Here is a 13563-nt window from a genome sequence, read left to right on the forward strand (position 1 = left end):
CATGAAATTGTTCAAACGCATCCTCCGTATTGCTTTTTACGCGCTGCTGATCGTCGTCGCCGGTGCGATCGGCGCGCTTGTCGTGCTGACCAAGACCGAGCGTGGCCGCGACAATCTCGCCGGCATCATTTCGCGCATGGCATCGAGCGACGATCGCAAAGTCACGGTCAGCGGCATCGACGGCATCTGGTCGGGGGCGCTGAGCGTCGACCATGTCGTGCTTGAGGACCGCGAGGGCGCCTGGCTGGTGGCGCGCAAGGTCGCTGTCGACTGGTCGCCGCTGGCGCTGCTGTCGAAAAACTTCAGCGCCGATCGCATCGCTGCCGAGCGCATCGAACTGGCGAGGTTGCCGGTGGCCAGCACACAGCCCGCGCAAAGCGGCACGACGACGCTGCCAGTCTCGCTCGACATCAGGCAGATCGACCTGCCGGAAATCGCACTCGGACAGGAGCTGGCCGGCAGCGGCATCGCCGAACTCGCCGCCAAGGGGATGCTCAAGGCCGATGCCTCGCCGCTGGCGGTCGAAACCGCGCTCAACATCACCCGCCATGACGGCAAGCAAGGCAATGTCGATGCGAAGATCCATTTCGCACCAGCCGACAACAAGCTCGATCTTGATCTGAAGGCGTCGGAGCCGGCGGGCGGCATCATTGCCAACCTGCTTAAATTGCCGGATGCACCACCGGTCGACATTGTCGTGTCGGGCTCGGGGCCACTGGCCAACTGGAGTGGTGTCGGTACTTTTGTCGTCGACGGCCAGATCGTCACCCAGCTCACCGGTCGCCATCAACTGACCGACAAGGGCAATCACATCGAGGCCAAGGGCGACGGCGACTTCGCGCGCCTCGTGCCTGAGAACCTGAAGCAGCTGTTCTCCGGCAAGACCAGCTTTGATGTCGCGGGGACCGCGACCACCGCGGGTGGCGTCGATATCGAGCATGCCACCGTCGACAGCGAAGCCGTGCATGGCTCAGCGGCGGGCCTCGTCGATCCCAACGGCGCCAGTGATCTTTCCGTCGAGCTCGCAGCCAAGGGACCGCCAGTGGTGGTGAGCCTTGGCAGCGAGGCGCAGCCGGTCACCGTAGCCATCAAGAACGCCACGGCGCGCGCCTTCGGCGACGGCAAGGCGCCAATGGTCGATATCGGCGCATCGTTTGTATCGATCGTCGCCGGCGGCACGCGGCTCGATGATCTGGCTGCACAGATCCATTCCGACGGGTTCGACATCCAGAACCGCAGCGGGCCGGTTTCCGTCAAACTGGAGGCCGGCGGTCTCAACACCGACCTTGCGACACTGGCGCCGCTGGTCACCGGCAAGGTGGTGGTCGATCTGGCTGGCTCGATCAGCAAGGATGCCATCACGATCGACACCGGCACGCTGCGCAGCGACGCGCTGAACGCCTCGCTGACCGCGGCCGTGGCGCTGGCCGATCTGTCGATGACGCTGAAGATGAACGCCGATGCCATGTCGACGGCATTGCCGCCGCAGATCAGTTCGGTTCTCGGCGCCCGTGTGAAATTCTCGGCCACGGCGACCCGCGATCCGAAGGGATCGTTTGCCGCCAACGCACTCGAATTCACCTCCGGCAAGCTCAGCGCCAGCGGCACAGCAAGCGCGCAAGGCACCGATATCCAGGCCGACATCAAGGGCACGCTGGGCGACGTCTCGGTGTTGTCGCCGACAGTCGGCGTGCCGGTTGCCGGCGCCATCGATTTCTCGCTGACGGCGAGCGGCGCGCGCACGGCGCCAGATTTCTCGGTCTCGGCCACCAGCGGCAGCCTGACGGCATCCGGCCGCACGGTGAAGGACATCAAGCTGACGGCGAGCGGCAAGGCCGACATCACCAATCCGGCCGCCAATGTGTCGCTGACCGGCTCCGCCAACGACCAGCCGCTCGATATCAAGGCGGCGCTGGTGACGAGCGAAGGCAAGCGTTCGGTCAACGGTCTGCTGATTTCGCTCGGCGACAACAAGGTTTCGGGCGATCTCGCACTGGATGACAAGTTCATGCCGCTCGGCACACTGACGCTTGCCGCGCCGGACATCGCGCCTTTGGCGGCGCTTGCCGGTCAAAATGTGACGGGCGATATCAACGGCACGATCGCGTTTGCCAAGGACGGCGAGGCGCCGACCGTCGCCGTCAACGCCACGAGCGGATCGATTTCGCGCGGCGACGCAGCGGCCAAGGCCATCACGGTTGATGCGCTGATCGCCAACTATCTCAAGGCTCCGGCGATCTCGGGCGCCATCAAGGCCGACACTGTCACTTCAGGAACAACTGAAATCAGCGCCATTGGGGTCGATCTGAAGCGCGATGGTGATTGGACCGGATTTACCGGTGGCGCCACCATCGCGGGCATTCCGGCGACGGCCGCCGGCCGGGTCAAGATCGCCGACGGCACGACCAGTGTCGAGATTGCCTCGGGTGAGGCCACGGTTCGCGGCATCAAGGCGGCGATCTCCGCGCCATCGACGGTTTCCATCGCCAATGGCACGACGAGCATCGACAAGCTGGCGCTTGATATCGGTGGCGGCTCGGTGACGGTCTCAGGCACCGCCGGCCAGACGCTCGACCTCGCGGCGGAATTCGCTGCCTTGCCGGCAGCGCTTGCCAATGATTTTTCGCCGGGGCTGGATGCTGTCGGCACCTTGGGCGGCACGGCGCGTGTGACCGGATCGCCCGAGGCGCCCGATGTTCGTTTCAATGCGCAGCTCAACGGCGTCGAAACCAGCCAGACCCGGCAGGCCGGCTTGGGAGCGCTGGCTGTCGACGCCGCCGGCGGCTTCACCACGGCAGCCGGCGTGGTCATCGATCACGCAGCGCTGTCCGGCGACAAGATTTCCGGCAAGGCGGCGGGCACCATCAATCCGAACGGCGCCAGCGACTTCGCGCTCGATCTCGCATCGACAGGCGCCAGTCTGCCACTGTCGTTCGGCAGTGCTGAAAGCCCGATCAAGATCGAGCTTCAGGCTCTGGCGGTGAAGGTTGCGGGCCAGAGCACCCAGCCGAAACTCGATATCTCGGCAACGCTGCCCTCTATCGCCACCAAGCTGGCCAAGGTCGAAGGTATCGCGGTCGCCCTGCATTCGGACGCTTTTGATCTCAAAGGCCGGACCGGACCGATCTCTGGCACCGTGTCGGTGGACAAGATCGGGCTCGACAATCCGACGATCGCTCCGCTGATCGCTGGAAAGGTTACAGCCGAAGTCGCCGGCAGCCTTGCCGCCGATGCCATCACCATCGATAGCGGCTCGATCAAGAGCGATGCGCTGAACAGCGGCTTCAAGGGCCGCGTCTCGCTGGCCGACGGCGCGATCGACCTCAACCTGAAGGCCGACGCTGCATCAGCGGCGCTGCCGGCTGCCGTGCGCGGTGTGCTTGCCGAGCGCACCGAGGTCAGCGCCATGCTGAAGCGCGACGCCGCGGGCAATGTCACCGTCGATGGACTGAAGCTGGCATCGGGTGCACTGACCGCGGATGGGCAGGCAAGCCTTGCCGACAGCAAGGTCGCGGCCGACATCAGGGGCGCGCTGTCGGACATTTCCTTGCTTTCCAAGGACGCCAAGGGTGCGATTGCCTTTGCCTTGAATGCACAAGGATCGGCCACGGCGCCCGACCTGTCTCTAACCGTCAACAGCGACCGGCTTCTGGTGGCAGCGCGCGAAATCACCGGCTTGAAGCTGACCGCCACGGGCAAGGCGGACGCCGCCAATCCGGCGGCGAATGTGCAACTGACCGGCAATGTCGCGGGCCAGGCCTTGCAAGGCAGCGCGGTGCTGGCGACGGCCAACGGCAAGAGCGCCATCAACGGGCTGCTGCTGTCGCTGGGCAAGAACAGAATATCCGGCGACCTGGCGCTGGACGAGGCCTTCGTCCCAGTCGGAACCGTGTCGCTCGACCTGCCAGACATCGGCCCGCTGGCAGCGCTAGCGCTGGAGAAAGCCGAAGGCGATGTGCGCGGCACGATCGCCTTCACGAAGAAGGGCACGACACCTGAGGTGACGGTCAAGGCGGCCACGGCTTCGATCTCGCGTGGCGATCTGTCGGCCAAGACAGTGTCAATCGATGCGCTGATCGCCAACTATCTTGCCGCGCCGGTGATATCAGGGACGGTCCGCGCCGATACCATCACTTCCGGCGGCACGGTCATCAGCGGCATCAACGTCGACCTGAGCCAGGATGGCGACTGGACCGGCTTTTCCGGCGGCGCCACCGTCAAGGGCATTCCGGCCAAGGCGGCTGGCCGCGTGAAGGTCGCCAACGGCACGACAACCATCGAGATCGCCTCCGGCCAGGCAACCGTCCAGGGCATCAAGGCAGCCATTGCCCAGGCCTCGACCATCAGCATCGCCAATGGCACGACGACACTGGACCGGCTGGTGCTCAATCTCGGCGGCGGCACGGCGACAGTAACCGGCAAGGTCGGGCAGGCGCTCGACATCAATGCTTTGCTGGCCAAGGTGCCGGTTTCGCTCGCCAACAGTTTTTCACCAGGCCTCGATGCTGCCGGTTCGATCTCCGGCACGGTGAAGGTGACAGGAGCTCCAGCCAACCCGGCGGTTGCCTTCAACATCGACGCCGGAGGCGTGCAGACGTCACAGACGCGCGGCGCGGGCCTTGGCGCGGTGAGCGTTTCATCTTCCGGCACCTTCGCCGGCAACAAGCTGACCTTCAACGCCAACCTGGCCGACGGCGCCGGCCTTGGTCTCAAGGGCGGCGGCACGGTAACCACCGCTGGCACGCCGGCACTTGTACTCGATTTCAACGGCGGCGTGCCGTTCGGCTTCCTTAGCCAGAAGCTGGCCGCCCAAGGCCTGTCGCTGACGGGCACGGCCAATGTCAACGTGCAGGTGCGTGGCCCCGCCACATCGCCTGTTATCGGCGGCACAATTAGCACCTCCGGCGCGCGCCTTGTCGATGCGCGCTCCGGCCTTGCCGTCAACAATATCGCCGCCGACATCTCGATCGGCGGAGGGGTCGCCCGAATCAACCGGCTGACCGGAACGCTATCGACCCGCGGCAGCCTGTCGGCCAGCGGCACGGTCGGCATCAATCCGGCGCAAGGCTTTCCGGCCGACCTCTCGATCAAGCTGACCGATGGCCGCTACACCGACGGCCGCGTGGTCACGGCCAATCTCGGGGGCGACCTGACGATCAAGGGGCCGCTCACCTCGGCGCCTGTGGTTGCCGGCACCATCAATCTGGCGAAAACCGTGATCACCGTCCCCGAGAAACTCCCGGGGTCGCTGTCGGCGCTCGACGTCAAACACAAGAACGCGCCTGCCGATGTGCAGCGCCAAGACAAGGCGCTGCGCCCGGCCACCGCCAGCGGGGGCGGCGGCAGCGGGCTCAACCTCGATGTCACGGTCAACGCGCCGAATCAGATCTTCATCCAGGGCAGGGGCGTCGACGCCGAACTTGGCGGCTCACTCCGGCTGACCGGCCCGGCCTCGTCGCCACAGGCGGTCGGCACCTTCACCTTGCAGCGCGGGCGGCTGTCGATCCTCGGCAAGCGGCTGACTTTCACAGAAGGCACGGTCGGCTTCTCGGGCTCGCTGGTGCCCTATCTCAACCTGACCGCCGAAACGACGACGACGAGCACCACGGTCACCATCGTGGTTTCAGGCGAGGCGACCAACCCGAAATTCAGCTTCTCCTCGGTTCCGGCGCTGCCGGAGGACGAGGTCCTGGCGCAGCTGATCTTCGGCCGCTCGATGTCGAACCTGTCGCCGCTGCAGATCGCCCAGCTTGCCGAAGCCGCCGGGCAACTGGCCGGCATTGGCGGCTCGACCTCTCTGCTCGAGAACCTGCGCAGCGCCATCGGCGTCGACGACCTCGACGTGACCACCGACGACAAGGGCGGCACGGCCGTTTCGGCGGGCAAATACCTCAACGACCGCACCTATGTGACGATCCAGAAAGGCGACAAGCCAGGCTCGGGCAAGGCGACGATCGACCTCAATGTCGGGCGCGGCGTCAAGCTGCGCGGCGAGGCCAACGACGCCGGTGAAGCCAAGGGCGGCATATTCTACGAGAAGGAATATTGAGGTTTCAGCTGGGGCTTTGGCCTCACGGTGCCTCGGAACTGGCGCTGCCCAATCTTGGGCAAATGTCTCAATTTAATCGACTATAGAGATTCCTGCGGAATCTGCCGGGCAGTAGCACTTTTGCGTCAAGACTGTCGTTATCACGCGAACCGCCCCCCTTCCAAAGTTGCACATTCTCTAACATGTTCTCAATCCATGCCGTCTTTGACATCACGGCCCGGATGCGGAATGTTAAAAGGCAGAAAGCCAACAATGGGAGTTAGTCATGACAATCTACAAGAGTAATGGCGACAGCGTTCCGGATCACATCCTGGCCATGGCCGAAGACGCCAAGGCAGGCAAGGTGGACCGCCGCGAATTCCTGGCCATGGCCAGCGTCTTTGGTGCGTCGACGGCGATGGCTTATGGTTTGCTCGGCCTCGCCGACCCGACCCCGGCCAAGGCCGAAGAGGTAAAAGGCAAGAAGGGCGGCACGCTGAAGGTCGCGCAGTGGATCAAGGATCCCAAGGACCCGCGCAAGGCCGACTGGTCTGAAATCGCCAATGCCGAGCGCCAGGCACTCGAGCCGCTGGTCAAGTACACCTCCGAATACACGTTCCGCCCGTACCTGCTTGAGAGCTGGGACGTCAACGACGACGCCACGCAGTACACGCTGCATGTGCGCAAGGGCGTGACCTGGTCGAACGGCGATGCCTTCACCGCCGATGACGTCATCTTCAATCTCAAGCGCTGGGCCGACAAGAAGGCCGAGGGCAATTCGATGCCTGGCCGTCTCGGCTCGCTGGTCAAGGACGACAAGCTCGACGAGAGCGCCGTGACCAAGCCGGACGACCACACGGTCGTGCTGAAGCTCAGCAAGCCCGACATCGCGCTGATCCCCAACATGTGCGACTATCCCGGCCTCATCGTGCACAAGAGCTTCGATGAGAAGGGCGGCGACTTCAAAGCCTGCCCGATCGGCACCGGTCCGTTCGAGCTCGTCTCCTACGATGTCGGCCAGAAGGTGGTCTACAAGCGCCGCACCGACGACAAGTGGTGGGACGGCGAAGTCTTCCTCGACGGTATCGAATTCATCGACTACGGCACCGACCCGGCCGCCATGGTCAGCGCGTTCGAAGCTGGCGAAGTCCACACCAACTTCGAGACCTCGGCCGACTACGTGTCGATCCTCGACGGCATGAGCCTGGTCAAGTCGGAAATCGTCACCGCGTCGACCATCGTCTGCCGCACCAACATCAACAACAAGCCTTATGGCGACAAGAAGGTGCGCAACGCGCTGCAGCTCGCGGTCGACAACAACGTCGTCCTCCAGCTCGGCTACGGCAATGCCGGCTCTGTGGCTGAAAACCACCATGTCTGCTCGATCCATCCGGAATATTACGAGCTGCCCAAGATTGCCCGTGACCCGGCAAAGGCGAAAGCGCTGATGGCGGAAGCCGGCCAGGCCGACTTCGAGCATGAGCTGATCACCGTTGACGAGGATTGGCACAAGAACACCGGCGATGCCATCGCCGCGCAGATGCGCGACGCCGGCATCAAGGTGAAGCGTACGGTTCTGCCGGGCTCGACGTTCTGGAACGACTGGACCAAGTATCCGCTGTCGATGACCAACTGGAACATGCGCCCGCTCGGCGTGCAGGTTCTGGCCATCGCCTACCGCACCGGTGAGGCCTGGAACGAGGCTGCCTATTCGAACCCGGACTGGGATGCCAAGCTCAATGCGGCGCTTGCCGTCGCCGACGCCGCCAAGCGCAAGGAAATGATGAAGGACATCGAGCAGATCCTGCAGGATTCCGGCATCATGATCCAGCCGTACTGGCGCAAGCTCTACAGCCACTCGGTCAAGGCGGTGCAGAACTACAAGATGCATCCGACCTTCGAGCGCGACTACGGCAAGGTCTGGCTCGACCAGGCTTGATGGGACCGGAGGGGGAAGGGGCCCTGGCCCCTTTCCCTCGCTTGTTGCGCAATCTTGCCGTCTCGGATCCGCGTGTCTTGAAATGCGGTTCCGTCCGGCAGGGCCATGCAGCAAATACAGGGTTGATCGCATCCGAAGGCCTGTTTGACAGCCAGCCCCGCCAGTCACGGCAGGGTTGGTTTTCATAGCCGGCTCAAACCCCAACCCACCGGCAGGGGGCCGCCATGCTTTCTTTCGTTATCAGGCGTCTTGGCACCATGGCATTGACGATGCTGTGTCTGACGATGGTCGTCTTCTTCCTGATCAATCTTGAGCCGAACCTGAAGAAACTGGCGATCAGCCAGACCGAGATGCATACGTCCGCCGAGCAGCTCGAGGGCTGGCTGGTCAATCACGGCTATCGGCAGAACTTCTTCGTCCGCTACGGCCAGTGGCTGGGTGTCATGCCCAAGCAGCCGGTGACCGACCCGGCGACCGGCAAGCCGGCGCAACGTTTCTCTTTCTGCAATGATCCGCTCGTGCCGACATTCTCCGGAGTTTTCGAGGGCGATTTCGGCTGCTCGACCAAGTTCAAGGCAACGGTAGCCTCAAAACTGTTCCCGGCGCTTGGCGCCACCGGCCTGCTGATGTTCTGGGTGCTGGTGGTGATGGTGCCGATCTCGCTGTTGATCGGCATCCTGGCCGGTATGCGCGAAGGGTCGCGCACCGACCGCGTGCTGTCGGTCGCTTCGATCGCCTCGACGGCGACGCCCGAATATGTGTCGGGCGTCATTTTCACCGTCATCTTCGCCTCGTGGCTTGGCTGGCTGAACGGCTCGGCGGCCTCGGCCAGCCAGGGCATCACGTTCTACAATTTCACGCTGCCGGTCATGACGCTGGCAATCTACGGCATCGGCTACATTGCCCGCATGACGCGTGCGTCGATGGTCGAAGTGATGACGCAGCAATATATCCGCACCGCCCGGCTGAAAGGCCTCTCCTTCGGCAACGTCGTGGTGAAACACGCGCTGCGCAACGCGCTGATCGCGCCTTTCACCGTCATCATGCTGCAGTTTCCCTGGCTGCTCACCGGTGTCGTCATTGTCGAGGTCATGTTCCGCTACCAGGGCTTCGGCTACACGCTGGTCGAAGCTGCTGGGAACAATGATATCGATCTGCTTCTCGGCTGCTCGCTGGTCTCGGTGTTCATCGTCCTGATCACGCAGCTTATTTCCGATGTCGGCTACGCGTTTCTCAATCCGCGTATCAGAGTCCAGTAGGGGGCGAAGAGGATGCAGGTCCAATATATCAGCGCCTTCACCATCGTGCTCGAAGTGCTGTCGCGCTTCTGGCCGGTCTGGATCGCGCTCGTCATCGTCATGGGGGCGAGCTTCGCCTACAAGAAGAAGCTGGCGCTTTACGGCCAGTTGTTCGACAGCGGCGTTGGCATCGTCGGTGTCGGCATCTGCCTGTTCTGGCTGTTCACGGCGATTTTCGCCGCGACCATCTCCCCCTTCGATCCGCTGGCCCAGATCCCGGTGATGAAGGACGCGTTGCCCGGAGCAATCGAGCCGCAATCGGGGCTGGTCTATCTGTTCGGCGGCGACAAGCTGGCGCGCGACGTGTTTTCCCGCATGGTCTATGGCAGCCAGATCGTGCTGATCATCGCGCCGGCGGCCACCGGCTTCGCGCTGATGGTCGGCATCACGCTTGGCCTGCCTGCCGGCTATTATGGCGGCAAGATCGACACCGTGTTGTCGTTCCTGGCCAACCTCGTCCTGGCCTTCCCGGTCATCCTGTTGTTCTACCTGCTGGTAACGCCCGGCATCATGGACACGCCGATCCCCTACGCCATGGCGGGCGTGTTCTTCCTGTTCCCGATCATCTTCTTCAGCGTGCTGTTCTGGACGCGCTACAAGAATCGGCCCGACCGGATCTACATCCTGCTCGGCATCACCCTGATCCTGGGCGGCTGGATCTATACCGGCTTGGTCTTCGACAAGGATCCGCTGAAGATCGTCCATATCGATCCCAACCAGCTCAACATCTTCGTGGCGGTTGTGTTCGCCTCCAGCCCCGGCGTGTTCCGTATCGTGCGCGGCCTGGTGATGGACATCAAGACACGCGACTATGTGGCGGCGGCGCAGACGCGCGGTGAATCCCCCTGGTACATCATGCTGTGGGAGATCCTGCCCAATGCGCGCGGGCCGCTGATCGTCGATGCCTGCCTGCGCATCGGCTACACCACCATCCTGCTCGGCACGCTCGGCTATTTCGGCCTTGGCCTTGCACCGGAAAGCCCGGACTGGGGCACCGCCATCAAGGATGCCAGCCGCCTGCTGCGCTCCTTCATCCACCCGGCGCTGCCGCCGACAATCGCGTTGATGTCGTTCGTGCTGGGCTTGAACCTGCTCGCCGACTCGCTGCGCGAACAATCGATGAAAGACTGATCGCCGGGTCTTGATCCGGCGTGCCTTGAACGACCCGACGAAAACCTAGGATTGGAGCGACCCATGAACGAGGCAGTTCGAAATCCCGGCAAGCCGAACTCTGGGCCGATCATCGAGATCGAGAACCTGTCGATCTCGTTCTTCACCCGCAAGGGCGAGATACCGGCCGTCATGGATTTTTCCTGCACGGTCATGCCGGGCGAGGCGATGGGCATCGTCGGTGAATCCGGCTGCGGCAAGTCGACCGTGTCGCTGGGCATTATGCGCGACCTCTCCAACATCGGGAAGATCGTCGGCGGCAAGATCAAGTTCCAGGGCAAGGACATGGGCGAGCTCTCCGATGAGGAGCTGCGCTCCATCCGCGGCAACAAGATCGCGATGATCTACCAGGAGCCGATGGCCAGTCTCAACCCGGCCATGAAGGTCGGCCAGCAGTTGATGGAAGTGCCGCTGATCCACGACAAGGTGTCGAAGGAAGAGGCCTACAAACGGGCGCTCGAGATGGTGCGCTCGGTCAAGCTGCCAGATCCCGAGCGCATGATGCGCTCCTATCCGCACCAGCTCTCAGGCGGCCAGCAGCAGCGCATTGTCATTGCCATGGCGCTGCTGTCGAAGCCGGCGCTGCTGCTGCTCGACGAGCCGACCACGGCACTCGACGTGACGGTGGAGGCCGGCATCGTCGAACTGGTCAAGGGACTGGGCGAAAAGTTCGGCACCTCGATGATCTTCGTCTCGCACAATCTTGGCCTGATCCTCGAAACCTGCGATCGCATCACGGTGATGTATTCGGGAGAAGCCGTCGAGACCGGCAAGATCAAGGATGTGTTCGACCGGATGCGGCACCCCTATACGCAGGGGCTGTTCCGCTCGATCCCGCTGCCCGGCGCCGACAAGAATTCGCGGCCGCTGATTGCCATACCAGGGCAGCTGCCATTGCCGCATGAGCGGCCCAAGGGCTGCAATTTCGGTCCGCGCTGTCACCATTTCGTCGAGGGTGTCTGCAACGCCGCCGAGATCCCGATGATCGAAGTCGAGGGCCACGAAGGCCATTTCTCGCGCTGCGTGCGCTTCAACGAGATCGACTGGGAGGCGCTGCCGCCCGGCGCCAAGAAGGTGAACGAGCGTGTGGTGCCCGGCGCGCCGGTGCTCAAGATCGAGGACCTCCGGAAATACTACAAGGTCGGCGGCAACGAGGTGTTTGGCTCGAGCGAAGGCCGTGTCGTCAAGGCCAACGAGACGATCTCGTTCATGGCGCGCGAATCCGAGACGGTCGCCATCGTTGGTGAATCCGGCTGCGGAAAGTCGACGCTGGCCAAGGTACTGCTCGGGCTGGAAACGGCAAGCTCCGGCAGCGTGACGCTTGGCAACAAGGAAATCCAGTCGACCGGCATCGAGAAGCGCAGCGTCGATACCGTGTCGTCGATCCAGATGGTGTTCCAGAACCCGTTCGATACGCTCAATCCCAGCCATTCGGTCGGCTCGCAGATCATCCGCACGCTGGAAAAGTTCAACGTTGGCAAGACAGTTGCCGATCGGCGCAAGCGCATGCTCGAACTGCTTGATCTGGTGAAGCTGCCGCGAGCCTTCGAGACTCGCAAGCCGCGCCAGCTTTCGGGCGGCCAGAAACAGCGCATCGGCGTGGCGCGCGCCTTCGCCGGCGATGCCAAGGTGGTGGTGGCCGACGAGCCGGTCTCGGCACTGGACGTGTCCGTGCAGGCGGCGGTGACCGAGTTGTTGATGGACATCCAGCGCAAGAACAAGACAACGATGCTGTTCATCAGCCACGATCTGTCCGTGGTGCGCTACATCGCCGACCGCGTCGTCGTCATGTATCTCGGCTATATCGTCGAGCAAGGCACGACCGACCAGATATTCGCACCGCCTTATCACCCCTATACCGAGGCGTTGCTGTCGGCGATCCCGATCGCCGACACCAGCGTGGTCAAGCGGCATATCGTGCTGGAAGGCGACATTCCGTCGGCGATGAACCCGCCATCCGGCTGTCCGTTCCAGACCCGCTGCGGCTACAAGAAGCTGGTGCCGGACAATCTGTGCGAAACCAAGGTGCCGCCGGTCAAACATCTGGGCGACGGCCATATGAGCCTGTGCTGGCTGGCCGACGACGTGCTGGCAACGATGGAGCCGGTGATCAAGCTCGGCAAGGAGCACGCGGCCCCTGAGGGCGTGCCGCCGGATGCGCACGGCACCGGGCCGGGTTTGGCCGGGACAGCGCCCAACCGGCCGCATGGCAAAACGGGCAGCGCGGGAGCCGACCAGATCGGGGACGCCGTGGAGCAGGGTGAAGCCGGCATGCGAGCCCGTCGCCATGAAGTGCGTGACGAGGTTTCGGAAACCGGTGTGTCAAAGCCAAAGGATACGACAAGGCGGCACTGACCCAGACAGGCGTCAGGAGCCGCATTGCCGTAGCTGCGCTGCGTAATCCTGCGCCATCTTGTCGGTGGCTCGGGCATAACCCTGGACACCGGCATCGCCACGATTGCCGCGCTGGTAGGCGGTCCAGCCGAGATAGTAGGCGAGATAGAGATTGAAGGTGTCGTTGCGGGCGATGCCGAATGTGTCGGCTGTCTTGGAATGATACCAGCCGACGAAATCGACGGCATCTGCGAATTTCGTGCGCCGCGCCGCCCAGTTGCCGGTTTCGCTTTGATATTGCGACCATGTGCCGTCGAGCGCCTGCGAGAAACCGGTGGCGCTGGAGACGTGCTTCCACGGAATGAAGCCGAGCAGCTTGGTGCGCGGTGGCCGGGCGTTGCTCTTGAAGCCGGATTCCTTGCGCACTGTCGCCATCAGCACGGGAACCGGAATGCCGTATTTCTGCTGCGTGCGTTCGGCGGCCGACTGCCAGTTGTCGAACCAGCCGTCATTCTGGTCGAAGACGGCGCAGACATTGTTGATGTGGCTGGGCGCCGTTGCGCATGCCGACAACGCCAGCAGCACGCCAACCGCTACAATTTTACTCAAACTCGAACTACGCATGCGAAGAGCAATAGGCCGAAAACATAAAAGGAATCTTGCGCCGTTTGTTAACACCGCACCGGTGCGTTTGTGGTTGAACGATAGAGTATGGATATTCCGACGCTTTGTGTCGGATTTTATAAACAGATTGTCCAGAAATGCCGCCTTGGCTAAAATCACGTCCGCAGATG

General features: G+C 63.1%; 6 protein-coding genes. 5 read left to right on the forward strand and 1 reads right to left on the reverse strand.

Annotated features, from left to right (window positions below):
• Position 1: 1 nt before the first annotated feature.
• The 5 genes from GA829_RS17005 (at position 2) to GA829_RS17030 (ending at position 12790) form a co-directional block, all read left to right on the forward strand.
• Entirely contained in the window at positions 2-6049 is a 6048-nt protein-coding gene (locus GA829_RS17005; protein ID WP_195173873.1) for a translocation/assembly module TamB domain-containing protein, read from the forward strand.
• 265 nt (positions 6050-6314) lie between these two features.
• A complete protein-coding gene (locus tag GA829_RS17015; protein ID WP_195173874.1) occupies positions 6315-7967 on the forward strand; it encodes an ABC transporter substrate-binding protein in 1653 nt (550 codons plus the stop codon).
• A gap of 224 nt (positions 7968-8191) precedes the next feature.
• Positions 8192-9226, forward strand: coding sequence for an ABC transporter permease (locus tag GA829_RS17020; protein ID WP_195173875.1), 1035 nt, complete (start codon positions 8192-8194; stop codon positions 9224-9226).
• Positions 9227-9238: 12 nt separating this feature from the next.
• Entirely contained in the window at positions 9239-10396 is a 1158-nt protein-coding gene (locus GA829_RS17025; protein ID WP_195173876.1) for an ABC transporter permease, read from the forward strand.
• A gap of 63 nt (positions 10397-10459) precedes the next feature.
• Complete coding sequence (locus GA829_RS17030; protein ID WP_195173877.1) at positions 10460-12790, forward strand: dipeptide ABC transporter ATP-binding protein; 2331 nt, start codon at positions 10460-10462, stop codon at positions 12788-12790.
• Between the two features lie 12 nt (positions 12791-12802).
• Here GA829_RS17030 and GA829_RS17035 read toward each other — a convergent pair whose 3' ends face one another.
• Positions 12803-13393, reverse strand: coding sequence for a transglycosylase SLT domain-containing protein (locus tag GA829_RS17035; RefSeq protein ID WP_195173878.1), 591 nt, complete (start codon positions 13391-13393; stop codon positions 12803-12805).
• Between the last annotated feature and the right edge of the window lie 170 nt (positions 13394-13563).

Origin of the sequence: Mesorhizobium sp. INR15 (assembly GCF_015500075.1) — a bacterium.
GTDB lineage: Bacteria > Pseudomonadota > Alphaproteobacteria > Rhizobiales > Rhizobiaceae > Mesorhizobium.